This is a genomic window from Epibacterium sp. ABV4_022, assembly GCF_056159345.1.
In genome coordinates, this window is the sequence record NZ_JBSWVA010000001.1 from 3,613,657 (window position 1) to 3,633,684 (window position 20,028).

Annotated in this window: 22 protein-coding genes; 2 read left to right on the forward strand and 20 right to left on the reverse strand. The window is 61.8% G+C overall.

The window, feature by feature from the left end; genetic code table 11:
- Positions 1 to 152: 152 nt before the first annotated feature.
- Together ACXAF5_RS16960 and ACXAF5_RS16965 are read left to right on the forward strand one after the other, a co-directional pair.
- Positions 153 to 686 (forward strand): hypothetical protein, encoded by a 534-nt coding sequence (locus ACXAF5_RS16960; RefSeq protein WP_474947481.1) that lies wholly within the window; start codon positions 153 to 155, stop codon positions 684 to 686.
- The gene (locus ACXAF5_RS16965; RefSeq protein ID WP_474947482.1) at positions 686 to 910 is read left to right on the forward strand and encodes a helix-turn-helix domain-containing protein; all 225 of its coding nucleotides are present in this window, start codon (positions 686 to 688) and stop codon (positions 908 to 910) included. The genes ACXAF5_RS16960 and ACXAF5_RS16965 overlap by 1 nt, the downstream gene beginning before the upstream one ends.
- A gap of 660 nt (positions 911 to 1,570) precedes the next feature.
- Here the strand turns inward: ACXAF5_RS16965 and ACXAF5_RS16970 are convergent.
- The 20 genes from ACXAF5_RS16970 to ACXAF5_RS17065 all read right to left on the reverse strand — a co-directional run bounded on the left by ACXAF5_RS16970 (position 1,571) and on the right by ACXAF5_RS17065 (position 19,988).
- The gene (locus tag ACXAF5_RS16970) at positions 1,571 to 1,891 is read right to left on the reverse strand and encodes a hypothetical protein (protein ID WP_474947483.1); all 321 of its coding nucleotides are present in this window, start codon (positions 1,889 to 1,891) and stop codon (positions 1,571 to 1,573) included.
- Positions 1,892 to 2,045: 154 nt separating this feature from the next.
- The gene (locus ACXAF5_RS16975; RefSeq protein WP_474947484.1) at positions 2,046 to 3,338 is read right to left on the reverse strand and encodes a phospholipase effector Tle1 domain-containing protein; all 1,293 of its coding nucleotides are present in this window, start codon (positions 3,336 to 3,338) and stop codon (positions 2,046 to 2,048) included.
- 3 nt (positions 3,339 to 3,341) lie between these two features.
- Positions 3,342 to 3,995, reverse strand: a complete 654-nt coding sequence (locus ACXAF5_RS16980) for a hypothetical protein (RefSeq protein ID WP_474947485.1) — start codon at positions 3,993 to 3,995, stop codon at positions 3,342 to 3,344.
- Between the two features lie 173 nt (positions 3,996 to 4,168).
- A complete protein-coding gene (locus ACXAF5_RS16985) occupies positions 4,169 to 4,840 on the reverse strand; it encodes a hypothetical protein (protein WP_474947486.1) in 672 nt (223 codons plus the stop codon).
- Positions 4,841 to 4,998: 158 nt separating this feature from the next.
- Positions 4,999 to 5,643 (reverse strand): hypothetical protein, encoded by a 645-nt coding sequence (locus ACXAF5_RS16990; protein ID WP_474947487.1) that lies wholly within the window; start codon positions 5,641 to 5,643, stop codon positions 4,999 to 5,001.
- A 2-nt stretch (positions 5,644 to 5,645) separates the two neighbouring features.
- Positions 5,646 to 6,674 (reverse strand): DUF4123 domain-containing protein, encoded by a 1,029-nt coding sequence (locus ACXAF5_RS16995; RefSeq protein ID WP_474947848.1) that lies wholly within the window; start codon positions 6,672 to 6,674, stop codon positions 5,646 to 5,648.
- A 410-nt stretch (positions 6,675 to 7,084) separates the two neighbouring features.
- The gene (locus ACXAF5_RS17000; RefSeq protein WP_474947488.1) at positions 7,085 to 7,360 is read right to left on the reverse strand and encodes a hypothetical protein; all 276 of its coding nucleotides are present in this window, start codon (positions 7,358 to 7,360) and stop codon (positions 7,085 to 7,087) included.
- Positions 7,357 to 8,079, reverse strand: coding sequence for a lysozyme (locus tag ACXAF5_RS17005; protein WP_474947489.1), 723 nt, complete (start codon positions 8,077 to 8,079; stop codon positions 7,357 to 7,359). Before ACXAF5_RS17005 ends, ACXAF5_RS17000 begins: the two co-directional genes overlap by 4 nt.
- A 65-nt stretch (positions 8,080 to 8,144) precedes the next feature.
- Positions 8,145 to 8,471 (reverse strand): hypothetical protein, encoded by a 327-nt coding sequence (locus ACXAF5_RS17010; protein WP_239369115.1) that lies wholly within the window; start codon positions 8,469 to 8,471, stop codon positions 8,145 to 8,147.
- Between the two features lie 11 nt (positions 8,472 to 8,482).
- The gene (locus ACXAF5_RS17015) at positions 8,483 to 10,048 is read right to left on the reverse strand and encodes a tail fiber domain-containing protein (RefSeq protein ID WP_474947490.1); all 1,566 of its coding nucleotides are present in this window, start codon (positions 10,046 to 10,048) and stop codon (positions 8,483 to 8,485) included.
- Between the two features lie 13 nt (positions 10,049 to 10,061).
- A complete protein-coding gene (locus ACXAF5_RS17020) occupies positions 10,062 to 10,967 on the reverse strand; it encodes a hypothetical protein (protein WP_239322891.1) in 906 nt (301 codons plus the stop codon).
- Entirely contained in the window at positions 10,967 to 15,784 is a 4,818-nt protein-coding gene (locus tag ACXAF5_RS17025; protein ID WP_474947491.1) for a hypothetical protein, read from the reverse strand. The genes ACXAF5_RS17020 and ACXAF5_RS17025 overlap by 1 nt, the downstream gene beginning before the upstream one ends.
- A complete protein-coding gene (locus ACXAF5_RS17030) occupies positions 15,785 to 16,063 on the reverse strand; it encodes a hypothetical protein (RefSeq protein ID WP_474947492.1) in 279 nt (92 codons plus the stop codon).
- Between the two features lie 38 nt (positions 16,064 to 16,101).
- Complete coding sequence (locus ACXAF5_RS17035) at positions 16,102 to 16,467, reverse strand: GTA-gp10 family protein (RefSeq protein WP_474947493.1); 366 nt, start codon at positions 16,465 to 16,467, stop codon at positions 16,102 to 16,104.
- 3 nt (positions 16,468 to 16,470) lie between these two features.
- On the reverse strand, positions 16,471 to 16,914 hold the full coding sequence (locus ACXAF5_RS17040; RefSeq protein WP_474947494.1) for a phage tail protein: 444 nt from the start codon (positions 16,912 to 16,914) through the stop codon (positions 16,471 to 16,473).
- Positions 16,915 to 16,961: 47 nt separating this feature from the next.
- A complete protein-coding gene (gene gp17 / locus ACXAF5_RS17045) occupies positions 16,962 to 17,324 on the reverse strand; it encodes a tail completion protein gp17 (RefSeq protein WP_474947495.1) in 363 nt (120 codons plus the stop codon).
- Positions 17,321 to 17,794, reverse strand: a complete 474-nt coding sequence (locus ACXAF5_RS17050) for an HK97-gp10 family putative phage morphogenesis protein (RefSeq protein WP_474947496.1) — start codon at positions 17,792 to 17,794, stop codon at positions 17,321 to 17,323. Before ACXAF5_RS17050 ends, gp17 begins: the two co-directional genes overlap by 4 nt.
- Positions 17,794 to 18,129 carry a phage head completion protein gene (locus ACXAF5_RS17055; RefSeq protein WP_474947497.1) on the reverse strand — a complete coding sequence of 112 codons (336 nt, stop codon included), beginning with the start codon at positions 18,127 to 18,129 and terminating at the stop codon, positions 17,794 to 17,796. The genes ACXAF5_RS17050 and ACXAF5_RS17055 overlap by 1 nt, the downstream gene beginning before the upstream one ends.
- Positions 18,129 to 18,695 (reverse strand): head-tail connector protein, encoded by a 567-nt coding sequence (locus ACXAF5_RS17060; RefSeq protein ID WP_474947498.1) that lies wholly within the window; start codon positions 18,693 to 18,695, stop codon positions 18,129 to 18,131. Before ACXAF5_RS17060 ends, ACXAF5_RS17055 begins: the two co-directional genes overlap by 1 nt.
- Before the next feature lie 9 nt (positions 18,696 to 18,704).
- Complete coding sequence (locus ACXAF5_RS17065) at positions 18,705 to 19,988, reverse strand: phage major capsid protein (protein WP_474947499.1); 1,284 nt, start codon at positions 19,986 to 19,988, stop codon at positions 18,705 to 18,707.
- Between the last annotated feature and the right edge of the window lie 40 nt (positions 19,989 to 20,028).

The following is a 20,028-nucleotide window of genomic DNA, read 5'->3' on the forward strand; positions in this document are numbered from 1 at the left end:
TGCCCGCTGCGCGAACACCTGACCCGCGCGGCAAGGCGCTTAGATGATGCGGCACGTCAGAAGATCACCCATAGCAGCAATTATTTATTGCAATACGATAAGAATCAGTCCAAATGCGATAAGCACATATCTACAACGCTATGAGGTTTCACATGGGTGAACATCGCCTGTCCCGCTTGTCGTGGTGGTTGCATCTGCTCTCCACGCTCTTTGTCGTCGGCATCGTGGTCCTGGTCGTGGTCGTTGGCTTTCTCTTTGCCACCGACCCCGGCGCCATCGATCTGACGAGTTTTCAGGTTCCCGCTGAGGTGATCGTGATCGGTCCCATGTTCTGGCTGGGCTTCGCCGTCAGCCTGATCCCCACCGGCTTTGCCATTTGGGCGATCCTGCTGCTGCGCAGGCTGTTTCGCTGCTACATGGAGCGCGAAGTCCTGACCGCCAATTGCGCCACGCTGATCAAGAAAAGCGGCCTCGCCCTACTGTTCATGGCCGTCTCCCGCATCCTCCTCCAGCCGCTCGTCACCGCGTTGATGAGCTGGTCGGCACCGCCGGGCGAACGTGTGCTGGCGTTGGGATTTGGAACGGAGGATCTCAACTTCTTCTTTGTCGCGGGCGTATTGGTGGTGATCGGCTGGGCCATGCATGAGGCCGCAAGCGCCGCAGAAGAAAACAAAGCGTTTGTCTGATGGAAGTCATCGTCAGGCTGGATGTCGTGATGGCGCAGCGTAAGGTGAGAGGGCGCGAACTGGCCAAGGAGATCGGCATCACCGAACAGAACCTGAGCCTTCTGAAGTCTGGCCGTGTCAAAGGGATTCGCTTTGAAACCCTCGCCAAACTGTGCGCTGCGCTGGAGTGTCAGCCGGGCGACCTGCTCGAAGTGATCGACCCGGTCGCATCAGACCCGCCCTAGGCACTCCCGACCTCCCCGGCACGTCATCCGCGCCATGAGGCAGGCTGCCGGCACAAGACAACCAAATCGGTTGCACGGGACGATCTGACTGGCTGTGGCCATCGGGTCGTCCCTATCCGTCGCGCTGTTTTTTGTGCCAAGCACCCGTACAGCTCTGCGCCCCCTAGGGTGTACGTAGCCCAGACATGGGCCGAGAGCACGAAGAAACGCCCACCAATCCGTCAGCGACAGCAGAAATTTGCGCCGCCCCCGCAAACGGGGCTCTTAGCCAAACGTTGAATCGGCTTTTGTGCGGGAGGAGACTGGCAGGGGCAGCAGGGTTCGAACCCGCGACCTACGGTTTTGGAGACCAAATTAACACTCTGAAATTAAACAGTACTCCCTCAAAAAGCTCGAATTCTCATCTCAATAGTATCAACGAGTTAGGGGAGTTTCTCCAATCAAAGAGCAACGCTCTAGTGAGGCAATCTCGTGAACGTGCGGAACACCAACCACATCGAAGACGACGCGGATTTCAGCAGCCTTGCCAACCTCCTCCACACGTCCCTCGTCAACGCTCAACTCAATGCGTACAACGGCGAGACGAAGCGGCGGCGGAACGAATTCCGCCCTTCCCCATGCTGAGGAGAATTTCCATAGCTGCGGGATCGAATGAATGATTCATTTCGCGACACGCTGAATTGAATTGACCTCGGTCACAACACCGTCTTCACCGTATCGTATCTGTACCTGCGCACGCAGATCGGCCTGCCAAAATCTTCTGGCCAAACCAAATGTAGCAAAGGCGAATTGGTCACCAGCCTTCACCCCATCACCGAGATCATTTCCTTTTGGAAGATCGCTTGCACCGATGTCTACTAGCAAGGGGCTATTGGCTCCCACATTCGCTAGGACTTCATCCACTTCGGACAAAGGCACCCCTACTAGAGCGTTTTGAAGGTAAGCCTCAAGCTGATCTGGCTTGTCAGTAGATTTCAGCATAGTAGTTTCACTTCTCGCCAAGGTAGGAAGCGCGTTTAATCCGAGCACGCACAAACGCCGGTTAATCACAGCTTCATGCCTACACCTAGAGCTGTCCCTGGATGATGCTTAAGCGGAAAGGGGGCGTCGACCTCGTACCACGGGCGTGCATCGATCAGGGCTGGTTGGGATAGACTTCTCGTCTGTGATTGATGTCCAGCATGTTCGGCCCAGCCCCACCATGCGACATGCGGATGTATTTTGTCCGGATCAAACGGCGCTCACTCTCCGGCAAGCTACGGCCTTCGATCATGAGTTGTGTCATGACTTGCAGATCCGGTGGAACAGGCACCGGTTTGTTACGCAAAGGCGCGCCCGCTTGCTGAGCGCGCGCGAGCATCGCCGTGTAGCCGACGGTCCAAATCCCTGGCTCAATCGTGCGCCGATAGTTGTAGTCCCAGTTCCGCATTAGACGGTCGACGTTGTTGGTCGGGGCAATGTCCTCGCGATAGCTATTGTCCCAATACCCACGCTCGAGCAGGAAGCGCGGCGGGTTCATCGTCTCTTCGATATACTGCGCAGGAGGGCTGGAACCACCGACGTCGCCGTGGCTCCCTGGCATCACCACTTCAACCCCGTGACCCGGCTTCACACTAGACAACGGGAAGAACGCGCGAAATTCATCATCGGCGACGATGTGATACACGTTTGTCGCGGTGTTGGCGCGCACATCAAGGTCCGCTGCTTCCTGCTTTGGAACCAACAAACACATCGGACTAAGACCAAGATTCACCTCGCAAACAAGATTTGCGAGGTCGTCTCCGACCGTGTATTCGGAGTCATCCCCAGGAATACCGAAAGAACCAACGGTATCGTAGAGACCAAGGAAACGAACCTCCGCATTCGCCAGTTCACCCTGTGCGATGATATTGGCGAATACCCGCGCCGTCGCAGCGCCACGCGAGAAGCCGAAAATATCAAGTTTGATCGAACGAATTGAGGCGGGACCGCCGAAATCATCGATAGCTTCCCTTAGGTCTTGCGTCGCCTTTTCAATGGCGTTCTCAAGCCCATATTTACCAAAGCCAGTGGCGCCGGCAGCGGCATCGTCAGGCTTGCCATTGGATGAACCAATACCTGGAACGTAGGTGGATCGATAAGCCTCACCCGGCTGGCCACAATCATTCGGGACATCGTCGTCGAAGGTATAATACTGCTGGCTCAACCGCGCGACGTTAGTGATGTAGTTGTCATAGCTCCCGCCAGTCTCAGACGTGGTGCCACTGTTAAAGGCAGCCACATTGGCGGCATTATTGTAGGTGCCATCGAAAAACACACCGAAGTTCAGTGCAACATCAGGGCAGGTTGAAACTGCTGCATCTACTTGCGCATTCGCACTCGGCGATCCATCCGCGTTGACCGCTTGAGCGCCGTCAAGCAGGGCGGTCAAGTTGTTGCCGTCTGCCATCTTCTAATCTCCGAATCCAGAACATCTGGCAGGGGGCAACGGACTATCTCGATTGGCTTCGAGGCGCTCGATATCCGCGGCCCATATTTGGTTCAATTGCGCTCTAATCTCGGCTTCGCCAAGTGATGGTCCGTCCAGTCGAGATGCACATGTGTCGAAAGCGATAATGTAGTCCGCCAATGCAAGCGGCCCAGAGCTCTTCATCTCAATAACTTCTTCCCAAAGTTCCTCTGAAGCGAGCCGTATGGTCAATCCGCCGTTTTGTTCGAAGGTTATATTCATTCTCATCACTTCCTCAAACCACGGATAGTGCTCTTCGTTGAGTAGCGTTTCTGCCTGGTACCGTTGTCCGGACCATATTTCGGTCCATTCGACCTTGATATCAATTTTTGTGGTGTTCGGAGCCGATAAGCGAGGAACATAAGCCACGATAGCCCCACTCCCAACAGGAGGTACTCTTGCTGCGCCGAAGCTTGCGATGCCAGGTGGATGCAGAACACTTCCGTTTACCGTCAGAGTGTATATCACCGGAGCGCCAGCATGCGCTCCGACGGCGTATGAAACAGTGACAGGCAATGGCTGACGTGACATCGCTTGAGTTGCAAGCGTCGTACACAAGCTGACCGTTAGAGCGAAGAACACGCGAGCAAAGAACATTTTTTATCCGTTCATAATTAGCTAATCAACGTCACGACCTTAGAAAACGGTTGAATGTCAGGGCGGAGGGAAGCCGTAGCATCCACCAGCGCATTCGCGTTCGGTGGCTCATCCGCATTGACCGCTTGAGCGTCATCAAGAACAGAACTTGAAAAAGATCCATCTGCAATATTTTAGTCCTCCGACGCAACGCAGCGTGAAGGGGGTAAAGAACGGTTTCGGTTTGCCTCCAACCGTTCAACATCAACTCCCCAAATAGCGCTCAGCTGCTCTGAAATTTCGGCTTCGCTGAGAGCTGGCAGCTTCTGTCGAGGGGCGCATGTTTCGAAAGCTATGGGGTAGTCTTCAAGCGTCGGCAAAGTGGTGGAGCTCATGGTCATAGCATCTTTCCAACGCTCCTCGGATATAATCCGAATTGCAAATCCACCATGATCCTCAAAAATCATGTTTAAGCGCAGGCCCTTCCCTTCAAACCATGGATAGTGCTCTTCGTTAAGTAGCGCTTTCGCCTGGTACCGTTGTCCGGACCAGATTTCAGTCCACTCGACCTTGATGTCCAATCTCGTGTCATCGGGAGCAGGCAATCGAGGAAAATAGGCTACGATTGATCTACCATTATCCGGGGGCACGCGTGACGCACCAGAAGCCGCTACACTCGAAAAAGAAAGGACCTGCCCATTGATCGTCAATTTGTAGATAACCGGGGATGCACGATAGGCTCCCACGGCGTATGAAACACTCATTGGTACCGGCTGACGTGACATCGCTTGTGTTGTAAGCGTCGTACACAAGCTGACCGTTAGAGCGAAGAACACGCGAGCAAGAAACATTTCATATCCGTTCATAAATAGCTGATCAACTTCACGACCTTAGAAAACGGTCGAAGGCCAGTGCCGGCGGAAGCCGCAGCATCCACCAGCACATTCGCATTCGGTGAGGAACCTGCACTGAACGCTTCGGGTGCATGGAGAACCGATTTTGGATAGGATCCATCCGCCACCTCTTACCTTCCAGGATTAGGGCATCGTGGCTCCGGAAGTGGGTCTTTCCGGTGCTTTTCAACGAACGCGGCATCATGGCCGAAGACCTGCTGCAACTGGGTCTTGAGCTGCGTCTCGCTCCATGCCTTTGTCGCTATTCGCCGAGCACAGCCTTCTGCAACAATATCCATATCGTCTAGTTCAATCGCTTTCGCTACTGGTTCTGTTACACGGGCTTTTGACAGGGTGCGCACCGTATATTCGCCGTGTTGCCCAAACGTAACATACAACGGAATGCCTTCGTCCTCGAACCAACTATAGGAATTTTCATCGACCTCGAAATCAGCGATATAGTGGCGCCCGGTAGACAACTCGGTCCAATTGATTGTGGTTTCCAGAATATGGCTACGCGGGCTTTGCAAACGAGGAATTGTGGCAGCGTAAGACGCTCCGTTTGTAGGAGGAACTGCATCGGCACTGCTGAGCGCATCATTTACAAATCCAACCGTCACGTTGTTGACAGTGAACCGATAGATAACAGGCCAAGCTCGCCATGCGCCGGTTTCAAACACTACCGTAGCCGGCTTGTTGCTGCGCGCCATGGCCTGCATTGCAAATGCCAAGCATAGACCGCCCGCTAAGATAGAAAAGAAACGGGCAAACGTCATTCTCAAACCGTTCTCAAATAGTTGATTAACATGGTCAATTTATCAGCTTCCGGCGCCTGGGACAGCAGGATCTCATTTGTTCTCAATGCCTGGTCGTCAAAGGCCTGAGGCATGGCATTGCGGATCATTAGGTAACTGTGTAGCGACTTGCGCTTACGCAGCCCGTAGGCTTGTCGCGCGTGAACACCCAAACTCACCAGTCTGTCACGTTGCTTGGGCCAATCCAAAGACGACGGTGCCACGCTACCATCCAAAATGATTTTCTCAGCGATATCAACAAGCACCTGATGCTGGCGGATCTCTGACAGAACTGAAAGAGTTTCCTTTGACAGCACGACCCGTTCAGTTCGTTTGATCGCAGGGGAGAGGTTGATGACATGCCCCACCGTGTGCATGTCCAGCGGGGCCACCACAGACTGGAGCGGCGCACAAATCTGGTTGGCAATCGGAAGCGCATGTGCCGCAAGGCCATAAAGAACGAACGGCTCCCAGAACCTAAAATAGTACCACTTTCCGGCCTCATCTTGCACCCTAGTGAACCTACGGAAATGCGCGCAAATACCGTCAAGCGAGCCGAGCGAGCGTAGAAAAATCCCCGGCCGATTGCTCCACACGTGTAGCGGGGCATCAGAGCACGTGAAGAGGTCTCGCGTGAGGGAGTTACCCTCCTCGAGCCGCACGATCCACGGCGCGACATCTTTCATGTCGTCGTAGGCGGCCCCTTTGAACAAGCATCTGTGCTCCAGCCCCGATGCCTCTAACAATTCACCAAGGTTCACGACCTTGGCAGCATCAAGAACAGCGTAGGTATTCGGGAGGGGGGATGGTTTCGTTGAGCGCGCAGCATTCTGTAGCTCGTCTATTGAACCAAATAACGCGGAATAGAGCGTATCCGGCACTGCTTTGAGCGTCTCTAAGCCAAACTGGGCATCAAGAGGCTCAACACCTTCTATTGCACAGAAGTTGAAAGATAATTCGACAGGCTCATCTCTTGGTGGCAGTTGTGTCCACGGATCGAAGTCGTCTTCCACTCTCAACACGAAACTCCAGCACCAGATAAAACTCTGTAACATATGCGATATTTAGAATTTCCCGATCTATCGGGCTTACTTCCTGACTAAGTCTCTCGCGCATAGTTTTCAAGGCTCGTGCTGGCTGTGAGCGCCCAGACGGTAGATGCGAAGCGAAACGCATGAACCGATAGGCACTCGCATCTGGATGGCTACAAGGCACCCTCAACCGCCCTCGCTGCTCGTGCAAAAGGGACGGCCTGTCCGCCTCTTACCCGTCCGCCCCCGCCACCGCTCGCCCACTGAGCACCTCGACCTTCCCGCCACAATCCAGCAATGCGCGCCGGTCCTGCGCCCACATCAGTTCGACCTCCCTGTCCGACAGCCACCGTTCCGGCAGCAGCACCGGTACTGCGCAAGGGTCGGTGCTTTTAACGGAGATGGTTGAGGCGGCGCAGGCGTTGAGGGCCAAGGCAGCGAGGCACGGCAACAGGATCCGCATGGGCTTTCTCCTCGAGGGTTCTGGCAAGGGTGGCGCGGGCGCGTTCGCTGGCAATGCGGGCGCGATCCAGTTGATTGGCCCGCTCGATCTGCGCGAGCGCGCGGGCTTGATAGCTGGCGCGACAATCGGAGGCCCCGCGTTGGTAGGCAAAGCCCGCGACCACCGCGATCAGCGCCAGGGCGGGCAGAAGGGTGATCGCCCTCACGCCTCCAGCGCCTTCAAGCACATGGCGCGTTCAGACATGCGCCGATTGGTGAGCCCTCGGATCACCCGGCCACCTGCGCGGTTCCAGCGTGGCAGCTCATTGCAGGCGCCGGTGAGATCGCCCGCATTGGCTTTGCGCAGCAATGTGGAGCGACAGGCGGCAGCGGGGCCGACATTGTAGGTCCAGGAGACCAGAGCGACTTTCATGCCGATGGGCACATCAGCGGTGAGGCAACGGTCCAGCGCCGCCTCATAGGCAATGATCTCGCGCGCCAGCATCGCGTCGCATTCAGCTTTGCTGTAGCTGTCACCGGGGCGCACGCTCTTGGTTTCGCCATAGCACACGGTCCAGACGCCGATGACATCGCGGTAAGCTTCTGTCCTGAGCCCTTCCCATTGGCCGATGAAGCTGATCGCGGTGGCAAGGGCAACGCCGCCCCCGGCCAGCACACCAATGGTGCGTTTGCGCACGACCCCGCTTTCATCGCGTCGGAAGGCCGACCACAAGCCGGAGGTTGGTTGCACCAGGATCCGCGCCGGGATGGCGGCAAGATTCACCAGGGCGGCAATCCCGGCAAAGACCAGGGGATCGAGGCCCAGAAGATCCGGGCTGACCAGCGAGACAAAGACCGGCAGTACCGAGATCACAGCGGCGAGGATCAACAGCCGCACCGACCAGGCTCTGGTGAGAGTGGTTTTCCAATTGGGTGTGAGTTTCATGGGGATCTCCATGGCAAAAAAGCCCGCAGGCGGGCTTGGTGTGGATTTGATTGTCGGGTGGTGGATCAGCGGATCGGAGCGCGTTCCATGCGTTCGAGCCGGTTGTCGATCTTGTTGAGGGTGGAGAGGATGAGGGACAAGCGCTCATCCTGGCGGGCGAGCGCGGTTTCATTGGTGCGCACGCGGGCGGTCAGGGTCACCTGGCGCGCCTCCGAGGCGGTCAGATCCGCGCGCAAGGCGTTGATGGTCCTGGACAGCCCGGCGGTTTCCCCGCGCAGGGTGGCCACCTGAATGCCGACCCAGAGCCCTGCCCCAACCAGCCCGCAGGCCACGGTCCAGGCAAGGGATTTGTTCATGGTGATCCCGCGATCGCTGTTTTCAATCATGGCCATTCTTCTGCCCCTCAGATCGCTGCGAGAATAAAGGCGAACAGCTCGTCATAGCGCACGCCTTGCCGGTTGTGGTACGTGGCACCCGCTGGGGCGTCCTCGGCGCTGGTGAAGGTCTGAAGCTCTGTGCGGGCTTCCACGAGGGTTTCGAATTCCCCGGTCAGCACGCCGTTTTCATCGGTGATCGGCGCGGTCTCGGCCGGGATCTCCACCTCGGCTGACCACCATTCATCCCAGCACAACACGCCATACCGCCAGGGGTCCAACCCCTCGGCTTCGAAGGCAGCTGCAAGCTCCTGGGCGATCACGCCAAAGTGCCAGCGGGCAGTGTCGCCTTTCTTAGCCACGGCATCGCGCATGCGGAACTTCTTCAGCAGACCTTTTGCCACCACCGCCACCCGGCGCTCGGCGGCATCCAGGCCCTGAATGTCCTGCTTGCTGCGCGCGTCAGAGGTGTTGATTGTCCCGGTGCCCGCATAGACCTGAGACCACCGGAACGAGGGGAACCCGAGGGGCTGCGTGTTGTCATTGCCGGGACGAAAGGTCCCGTCCGGGGCCAGCCGCGCATTGGACATACCACCGGTGTAAAAATTGATCCCACCGTTTTCGCCGGTGGATCCTGTGCCGCTGATCAACACATCAAAGGACACAATGCCGACAGCCCCCGTGACATTGCCCCGCTGGAACACCGCCCGGCTGTCCTGGACGCCTGAACCTTTTATGTGCAGGGCAGCCACAGGGTCATCTGCACCGATGCCAAGGGAGCCCTTGATCGGCACCTCGAACTCAACCTCATCCTTTGAGACAGTGATTTGACGCCTGCCCTGTGTCTCGATGACCAGATCCGCACCCTCCAGCGTTTCGCCCGGGTCCGTCCTGATGTAGAGGTTCCCGACACTGGAGGATCCGCTGATTTCATGTTTCACCCCGGTGCCACTGTCCGTGACAGCCAGGACGGGAGCGCTGTTCCTGACCTCAATGTCCCGCGCAGTCCTCCCGTACTCATCCAGCGCCAGGACCTGATGCCAACCGGACCAGCTCACGCCATCATCGTCGGAGCGGCGCATAAATATCGTCTGCTCGCTGCTGCCCTCATAGGCCACTTGCCGCAAACGCGCCCCGCCCGTGCGATAGACGATGACAGCCCCCTCGCGGCCATGCCCTGAAGGTTCATCCGGATCACTGCCGCTGTAGCGATAGATACCATTGCACAGCGCCGCCGCGAGAGGCGTTGTCTCGATCCCGCCAGAGTTCATTCCCAGCCCAAACGCTGGGACAGTCATCAACCTGCCCGCTGTCACATCATAGGGGCCTTGCATGACAGCAGTACCGCCAACGCTGTCCGCCTCCAGCGTGGTGAACTTCGCCGCCGCCGGATCGGTGAGGCCGATGGTTGTGCCGTTCAGCGCCGCATCGATCACGGTGGAGTTGGTTTCCAAGAATTCGATAAAGGCCAGCAGCTCATTGCGATGGGTGGTCGCGAAGTGCTGGAACAGAGCGTACATCTTGGCGTCAAAATCCGCCTCTGGCGTGCTGCGCTGAGGGATCTCAGGGAAGGGTGAGAAGCCTGGAATGCTCATCTGTGGCACTCTCCTATTTTAAGGTTTTCAAAATCAGGGGGAAGACGGACTCGCCGGCCACATCGATGGGCTGGCTGTGGTCATCGACAAAGCCCAGGCCCTCGATCCCGAAGGACGGGGCATCGCCGGAGACGTAAAACGCCGTCGCCAGACCATCGACCTCGGCCACGATGTCCATCACCCGCTGCGCCTGGTGCGTCGGCACCAGGAGCGACAGGTCGACCTTGCGGGTGGAGCCGCGCTTGACCAGGATCTCATTGCCAAAGTCGTCATAGCCCTTGCGGCTGTGGCTGACGAACTGGACCGTGGGCCGGTTGCGCACCCGCCCCAGCAGATTGTTGCGCCCCATGACGATATGGCCCACCTCGGCCATGGCGCCGGTGGCATCGATGGTGATGTCGATGCGGTGGCCGATATAGCCGGGAAAGCCGTTCAGCACCTTCTGGCGGGCATAGACCACGCCGCCAAAGAACCAGGTATAGGCGCTGACCACATGGCCGGTGTCCGCCATGGCAAAACTCCGGTCATAGATGCGCGCCGCCCCGTCCCAGACCTCGATCCGCACCGTGCCCGCGGTCAGACCAAAGAGCGCAATCGCATCGCAATCCTGCGTCGGCACCACCGAATAGGTGATGCGATCCGCCTGTTTTGCGGTGTTGGAGCGGCGCTGGTCGAAGGCCCGCCAGCGGTTGGTGGCGCTGATCTCCAGCCAATGGCTGCCGTCATCCCCCAGCGGATCATGGCCCTGGTTGTTGTCCACCAGACTTTCATAGATCCGGTGCGACAGGGTGGAGATCACCCGCGCGCCCTGGTCATAGGTGGCGGCGCTGTCCCAGTCCGGATGATCATCCTCTGGGATGTTCGAGGCGATCAGCTCCACCTCACTCACGGGCATCGGTGCAATGATGTTGAAGTCCATCAGCTCCGCTCCCCCGGCAGGCCGATCTCGTCCCAATCGTCCATCTGATTGGCGATCCGGTCCACGACCAGCTGCAGCGCCTGGCCCTGCGCCACCACATGGCGGGTCAGATCCTCGATCCCGCGCGCCAGCGGGCGGTTGTCGAGCATCGCCACCGACTCCGCATGGCTGTGGATGCGCGCGGGGCCGGTGTGCTCGATCTCCCAGCCGCGCTCGCCGACGATGCGCGCGCCGCCCTTATGCGCCCCGCCCCGGGCAAAGGCGGGAATGCCGCCGAGATCCCGGATCTGCGCTCGCAGGGTCTCGATCTGATCCTCATTGACGTTGTAGCTCTGGTTATAGGCGCGGATCTGCGCCTCCAGCCCATCCGCACCCCAGAAGGCAGAGCGGAAGCCCGCCAGATCCGCCCCGCCCCCATAGGTGACATAATCCGCGTCATAGATGATCCGCCCGGAGACCTCTGAGAGCCGCAGCTCCGCATCGCGGCCGCCAGAGCGGGTCAGGCTCACGCCGGTGCGGCGCTCCAGCGCCTCGATCTGGCCAATCAGCCCCGCCGCCTCGCTGCGATCCGCAAGGCTGCTGGCCACGGTCTGCCCCTGCGCCTGCAGTGCGGCAATCTGGGTCTGCGCCGCCCGTGCCAGCCGATCCGCCTCTACCGCATCGCGCAGCTCGCCCAGCATGCCGCGCAGCCGGTCCAGCGGGTCCTGCAGCCGTTCGGTCTGTGTCGCCAGATCGGCAAAGACATCATCGGCCTCCAGCACCACGCCGCCGCCAAAGGTCAGCCGACCGCTGCCGCCGCCATCGCCGATCAGCCCGGCGATCTCGCTCAGCCGCGCCACCGTGTCGGCCCCCGCCCCGGTCAGGGCCACAGTCACCCGGCGCGACAGGTTGGCGGAGCGGGTCAGCACCAGCGACCGGGTCTCCGGGTCGAGATCCCGGGTCAGATCCAGCATCACACGGCGGCGCAGATCCGCCGCCGTGGTCAGCGCCAGCCTACGGCTTTCCGCATCCAGATCGGCGCCCAGCACCAGATCCAGCGTTGCCACATGCTGCGAGAGCGCATGGGTGGCGATCCAGCGATCCGCCGGTGTCAGGTCATCGCGGCGGATGATAAAATCGAGCGTGGTGCGAATGCCGGTGTCGGCCTGTTCGACCAGCTCGCGCAGCCAGCCCGGGGCGCTGTCATCCAGGGTCACCGCCACATCCAGCGCGCCGACCAGATCGTCATAGCTGAAGGCCTCGGCACTCTCGATGGCGCTTTCCAGCGCCGTGAGCGACGCCTCGAAGGAGGCCACCGTGCCATCCCAATCCTCGGCCAGCGCCTGCACGCCCGCGCTCAGATTGGCGACCTCATCCGCCGTCAGCCCCTCAAATTGCAGGAAGGTGCCAAGCGCGGTCAGAACCTCGATCTGCTGCTCGTAAAGCCCCGCCAGCACCTCATCATTGCCCGCTTCCAGATCCGCGATCCCCGCCGCATAGGTGAGGCGCGCCTGCACCTCGGCAGCAATCCGGCGATAGTCGAGATCCGATCCAGCCATGTCTCGGGCGCTGCGCAGGTAGCTGCGGGCGAGATCCGGCAGCGCCGCTGCCGCTGATGCATCGCCCGCCTGCACCCCGGCAAAGGCCGCATCAAGGCGCGCCTTCTGCGCCGTGGCGGTCTGGGCATCGCTGGCCGCGCTTAGTTCGGTGCTGAGCAGGTCGGAGACAAAGCCGCGCAGATCCTCGGAGGTGCGCCGCCAGTCCGCCGCCGCCTCTCGTGCGGCGCTGACCATATCCTGGGCCGCATCGATCTGGACGCCAATCTCGCCGCCGATCTCCTGCGCCAGCCCGGCCAGTTCCGCCGTGAAGGCGCCCACCTGGGGCAGCACCTCATCCATCGCCCCGGCCAGCCGCAGCAGCTCCGCATAGAGGCTCTGCCCGCCCTCGGTGCTGAGATCGAGACTTTCGACCAGCTCGCGGAAGGCGGCGCGCGAGGCGGGCATGGCAAGCCCCAGCTCTTCGAATTCCTCTTCCAGCCGCCGCAGGACGGTCTCGCTGCGCTCCGCCTCCGTATAAAAGCCGTCAAAATAGCGCGAGATTGCCACCGAGAAGGCCTCCGAGCCGCCGAAGGCCGCCAGCAGGTCAGAGGCCAGATCACCGCCCGCCAGCGACACGTCAAAGGCCGCGCCGCCCAACAGATCCATGGCGTCATTCACCGCCACCAGGCTGCCCGAAAGCCGCGCCAGCGTGTCCGAGGCGCTTTCCCCGGCGCGCGTGAAGTCATCGGTGCCGAGGATCAGATCCGCCATCTGATTGGAGGCCGCCGCCATGTGATCGGCGATGTCCTGCTGGATCTGCTCCTGCGTGCGTCCGGAGGTCATCACCGACAGCGTATAGCCCTCAAACTCCGCCAGCGCATCGGAGCCCAGCCCCAGCGCCTCCGACATCGACAGAAGGCCCGAGGTCAGCCCGGCAACCTGCTGATCCAGCGCCGCATCCAGCCCCGCATCCACCGCGCCATAGACATTCTTGTCGCTGCGGAACCAGCCGCCCTTGTAAAAATCCCGGGTGTAGCCATCGAAGCCATCGGCCCCGATGGTGCCCTCCAGCGCCGAATATTCGAACTTGCGGCTGAAGGCCTTGGACAGGAGGGCAACGCCGCCCGCCAGAAGCCCCACAACAGGCAGGGCCGCGCCAATGGTCGAGACAAGCGCGCTGGCTCCTGTTGCGGCCGAGGCCAGGGCCGCATTGGCCCCAACGCTGAACAGCCCCGCGCTGGTAAAGCCGCCGAGCCCCAAAGCCGCCTGGAAGCCGCCGCCCAGACCCGCAACAAGGCTGGTGCCGCCCAGAAGGCCGCTTGCCCCCTGCCCCAGAATGCCGGACAGCAGACCACCGCCACCACCGCCGCCCGAGAGCAGCCCGCCCGCCGCATTGGCTGCGGTGCCAGCACCGCCGAGCGACAGCCCCAGGGCAATGCGGATCTGGTTTTTGGCAAAGCTTGCCGCCAGCTCCGCCAGCCCGCGTTTGGCCGCCTGTTTGATCCCGTCCCACATCGAGCGAAAGTCGCTCAGGCCATCGGCAATCCAATCGCCAAAGGAGCGCGCCACCCCATCCACTGCCGAGGACAGCGGCCCGTCCAGTTCCGCGCCAAGATCCCCCGCCGCCTCGGTGGTTTTGGACAGATCGCCCGCAACACCGCCGCCGCTGCCGTCATCCAGCGTGTCGCCGAGCTGATCCAGCCTGGTCTTCAGCGCGTCGGTACTGTCGTCCCCCGCATCCAGTTCGGCATTGGCAGATCCCATTTGCGTCGACAGCTCACCCATGGCCGCAGCCGCCTTGTCAAAGCCCTTCTGCAGCTTTTCCCCTGCTTCCCTGCGCAGGCGGATCGCGGACCCCTCCAGTTTGCTGGCGGCCAGATCCAGCTTCATCACATTATCGAGGGCACCAGCGGAGGCTTTGGCGAGGTTTTCCCGCACCTCCGCGAGCCCCGGCACACCGCGCATCCCCTGTGTCAGGGTCGCCAGGAAGTTCCGCCACTCCATAGACAGATCCTGCAGCATGCGCGTGAACCCCGCCTGCACATCCGCCCAAATCGCCGAGAGTGACGGCGCAATTGCCGAGGCGCTGGTCCTGATCCCCTCCCAGACGCCCACCGCCAGAGTGCCAAGTGATCTGAGCGCCGCGCCCCAACCGCCGGTAGCCACCACCAGCTCGTGGAACTTCATCGCCAGATAGCCCGCCCCCACCACCAGCGCGCCGATCCCGGTCGCAATCACCGCGCCGCGCAAGAGCACCAGCCCCCGCTGCAGGCCTTTCATCGCCAGGCTGGTCACCGCCGCCTTGGTGCTGGTGGCCCCCAGCGCCATTTCCAGCGCAATCGCCGATTTGGCCGCCGCCGCAAAGCGCAAGGGCGCCAGCGCCACCGTCGAGACCACGCCCCCCAGCGCCACCACCAGCGGCGCCGAGACCTTCAGCACCAGACCCAGCGCCAGCGCCGCCGGGCCGACCGTGCCGGCGATCAGCGCGCCGGTGGCAATGAACCGCTTGGTGCCATCGGAGAGTTCGTTGAACCAGCCCGCCACATCTGCCACCCGGTCACTCAGCCCCTGCAGCGCCGGGGCCAGCGCCACCGTCACCTGATTGGCCAGGCCCCGCCCGGCCAGGCTCATCCGCGACAGCGCGTCATTGGTCAGCTCGATCTGATCCGCATCGACCTCCGACACCGCCACGCCAAAACGGTTCACATCCTGCGCCGCCGTGCGCAGCGCCGCCCCGTCGATTCGGGTGAAGATCAGCCCCGCCCGGCTGCCAAAGAGATCCGAGGCCACTGCCGCGCGCTCCGCCTCCGGCACATACTCCGCCAACGCGCCCTGGATCTGCTCCAGCCGCTGATCGAGCGGCAGCGCCTGCAGCTCTGACGCGCTCAGATGCAGCCGGTCCAGCGCCTTGGCCGCCGCCCCCGTGCCGCCCGCCGCCTGGCTCAGCCGTTTCGTGAGCTGGATCGTGGCCTGCTGCACCTCGCCCATGGAGACGCCCGAGAGATCCGCCGCCCGCTCCAGCACCTGCATCGAGGCCACGGTGGTCTCCAGCGATTGCGCCATCTTGGCCTGCGCATCCACCACCCGCAGGCTGGAGCGCACCGCAATGCTGGCCGCCGTTGCCATCGGAACGGTGAGGCCAAGCGCCATGCGCCGCCCGGCCCCTTCCATCCGCCCCGCCATCCGCTCCATCCGGCGCTCCACCGTGCCCATGGTGGCCTTGGCGCGTTTGGCCCCGGTCTCAAAGGCCGCGGAATCCATTGAAAGCACGCCGCGCAGCGCGCCAATAACTGCGGACATCTAGGCCCCCTGTTTGCTGTTGAAGTGCATGGTCATCAGGCCTGCGCGCAGCTGTTCGAGATCCTGCGTCGCATCGGCCTTGCTGCGGCCCGCCTGGCCCGCAGCCCGGGTAAAATCGGGCATCTTTTTGGGATTGTGGAAAGCATGGCTGACCAGGACGCCCAGTTCCTGGTTCAGCACCCGCCGCGCCGCCACCTGCGCCTCCCTGCCCCGGATTTTGGACCGGGTAATCAGGTCGTATTCGCGCAAGGTAAGATCGTGGAAATCGGCGTGATGCAAGCCCAGCTCACACCACGCCGCAAACAGCGCCGCCCAGTCTACGCCCCCGCCGGGGGGCTGGCCTTTCCCGCTGACACCTCCCCGTCACCCTTGGCCGTCTTGGCCTCTGGCGCCGGGAAGGCTTTGGCAATGGCCTCGGCAATGAACGGCACCACCTGGCGCGCGCCGCCCGCCGCATCAATGACGTCCATCGCCTCTTCCTTGGAGATGCCCTTGCCATCCCCCAGACCCGCCGCCAGCGCCGAGACCAGAAGCCGGATCCCGCCACTGCCCTGGATCAACTTGTCCAGCAGCCCGTCAAAGGGCTGGCCGTCGTTGTCTTCTTCAAACCGCATCAGCGCGCCGGTGGTCAGGCGCAGTTTGTGGGTGGTGTCCCCCACGTTCAGAGTTGCTGCCGGGATCATGGGTTACGCTCCTTTGGTCCAGGTGATGAGGCCCGTGGGGCGCAGTTTGAGATCCATCATCAGATCGCCGTCCTGATCGACGGAGGGCATCGAAGGATTGACGAAGGCCTTGTATTTGAAGACGTCGCCACTGTTGGCCTGGTCGCCGATCTTCGGCAGCTTGACCCGGAAGAACACCGGCACCCCCGAGGTCTTGAAGGCCAGCGCCTGCTCATACAGCTCTGTCGAGTAAAAGCAGGAGAGCGTCAGCTCGCTGACCTCGGTGAGGCCGACGCCGTATTCGCGGGTGCGCCCAGGGCTGTCGAGCGAGGTGCGGTCGCGGTATTCCGGGTTCTCCTCCGGAATACCCACGGTCTTGCAGCCCTTGATGACTGCATAGTTCTCATCGGTGTCATCGGCGGACCATTCGATGTCCACCAGATCGCCTGCAATGACATTCTCTGCCATGGCTCGTCCTTTCATAATGTTTGGAAGTTGCCGGTCTCCCGGCCAGATCAGGCGCGGTAGCGCACCTGCACATCCAGCATTTGCAGCCGGATCACATCGCCGCCGGTCTCCTCGAAAGAGTCCCGCCGGGAGAGTTCTTTGATGCGGATCACTGATCCGCCCCGATAGTCGGTGAGCGTGGTCGAGATCTGCGGCATCAGGGTCAGCAGCGCGCCATAAGTCGTGGCCGCGACATTCACCTGCACCCGGGCGGTCTCGATATTGCCGCGCCCCCGCAGCGAGTAGACCGTCACCGTGCCGATCCGCTGCAGGGTGATGCGGGGAAAGCCGACGCCCTCGTCAAACGCGCCCCAGACCACCGGATGCCCCAGGGTCTTCAGGAGATCCTTGACCTCGCGCTCCATGCTCATGCGCGCGCCGCCTTGCGCCGGGCCCGCTCCAGGCTCTTCTCGATCTCCGCCCAGACCTCGCGTTTGAGGGTGGCGAGCATCAGCGCCTGGCCGGCATCCCAGGCCGGGCGCAGGAAGGGCCGCGCCGGCATCGCCCCGGTCGCCCGCCCGGTCGAGGCTTGCACCCGGGGGCCGGTGCCAAACTCATAAAGATGGGCATGCGGGGCATCACCGCCATCCGGCTCAACCGGCCCCACGTAAAGCACCACCTTGGTGCGACCCCGATCCCTGCGCGCCTCGCGCTGCTGCCGCGCGGTCAGCTTCGACGTGACGGCAATGGCAAAGGGCGAGACCCCCTCGGCCATCTGCGCCACCGGTTTGAGGCTCTTCTTCATGGCGCGCCGCATCACCCCTTTGGCGGTGCCACGCGGCAATGCTGCCAGTGCGCGCTCAATGTCGCCCGCGCCTTCAATGCGCATCTTCACGGCCATCAAGACACCTCCGGGATCTTCCAGGCGGTGATCTCGATCTCCCCCTTGAAGCCGCGCTGTTTGAGGCCGGTGATCTGCCAGTCCGCGCCGTCAAACCGCAGCCGATGCGCGCCGGTGATCTGCACCATCGGCCTCGACCACAGCACCCGGAACCGCGCATCGCTGCGCTGTTCCACCGCCGCCGCCCGCAGCCGCTCGCCATCGCTCACCGGCTCATAGATCGCCCAGCGATAAAACAGCGCGTCCCAGCCGGTGACTTCCTGTTCGCCCGCATCATTCTCCGCGCGCCGTGCCTCAAGAAAGAGAATGCGGCGATCCCGTTCCGTGATGCCCATCACCGCCACCAGCTCTTGTAAGGGGCCACCAGCTGCGCGATTGACATCGGCACTTCCGCCGGCCTGCCGTCCATCACCACCGGCTCGCGCGCCTGATAGAGATGCGCGGCAAACAAGAGAATGGCATGGCAGATCGGTTTGGGCACATCCGCAGCTGTGCCAAAGCCCGCGGTAAAGCGGATCTTCAGCGGCAGCGGGCAGCGCCCCGGACGCGGCCAGCTGCGCGCCTGGACATAAAACCGCCCGCCGAGTTCAAAGAGCTCCGGTGCGGTCACACCCTCCCAGGTTCCCGCAGGCGTATAGACCTCGATCTGATCCACCGCGGCCACCGGCCCCAGCATCAGCTCCACCGATCCACCAGCTCCGGGCACATGGGGAAAGCTCTGCTGCCAGACCTGATGCACCAGTGCGAGGCCCAGCTCGCCATCGTCGCCGTCAAACTGCGCCACCGCCACATCCAGACAATGCTGCAGGTGGCCATCCTCCTCGCCCTCTTCCAGCCGCAGATGCGCGCGCAGTTGGGCGAGATCCACCGGCGCCTCCGCCGGTGGGACAAGACGCTCCATCGCCATGGCTCAGGCCGCTTTCATCTGCAGGACCTTGATGGCCTTGCTCTGCGCCGGGGCCCCATCGATGCGATGCACCCCCATGATGGCGAGGTTGGGGAAGAACTTCTCGCGCGCCACGCCAAGGAGCGGATTGCCCACCTTGCGCACGTAATATTCCGAGAAGTCACCGTAAGCGATGGGTTTGGTGCCGGCGCCGATCTGCGCCATCGCCTGGTTGAAGGACACGGGCCGCCCGTTGAGCGTCGCCGGCACGCCCTTGGTGACATCACCATCGGACCACAGATAGCGGCCATTGCCATCCTTGAGTTTGCGCAGCGCCTTCACCGACTGATCGTGCATCTGGTAGCGCACCTTGGGCCCGCCGCGATAGGCCGGGTCCACCGAATGCTCCAGATCCAGGATCTCATCAAAGGTGAGCGCATCGGTGGCAGTGGCCACATGGCCCACCGGCGCGCCGGTCACAAAGCCCAGGGGCTCATTATTGCCGCTGCCGGTGGTGAGCCAGGCATTGCCCTTGCGCCCGATCCGCTCGCCAATCAGCTTGCCCAGCAGTGGCTCAAAGCCAAAGGCGGAATCTTGCGCCAGCTCAAAGGACCATTTGATCCAGGGCGTGGCCAGCGCGTATGCCAGCAATGTGGTCTTGCCAAGCGCGATGTCGCCGCTGTCATCATCCACGCCCTCATCGCCCTCACTATGCGGATGGGCCTCCTGGTCGGTGTCATCCACCGTCGGCAGATCAAACGGCGCGCCATTGGCGAGGTTGATCTCCGTGGCGATCTGCCCATCCATCATCGGGCCATGGGCGGCCGCGGCCACATTGATAAAACCCGCCAGCGTGGTCGGCACCAGAAAGCCGCCCTGCGCCCCGGTGCCGGCGTTCTGCGCCCGGTCCTCGCGGTAGCCCCGGCGCAGCGCCGCGCGCACGTCCCGGTCCAGCTCCGACAGATCCGCCCCGGTGGCCAGGTAAAGCCGGAAGGCCTCGCGGTATTCCTCGCTCACATCCGCGTCGGGCTGATGGCGGGTCTCTTCCTGTCCCGGACGGCGGCTCTCGCGTTCTTCGCGCTCCTGCTGTTCCTGGCGCGCCTCGGCCTCGCGTTGCGCCTTCAGGGCCCGCTCTTCGCGATCCGCCTCTTTCACCAGGGCGTCATATTGATCCATCATCGCGTCAAACCTGTCATTGGCGGCGCGCGCCTCTTCTTCCGGCGTCTTGTCGGTGATCCCGTCGCGCAGGCTGGTGGCCTCGGTCAGAACGGTTTGCGCCTTGTCGCGCAGCTCTTTGATCTTGCTCATGATATCCTCATTGAATGTGGGGGTGTGCGCTTGCCCAGGG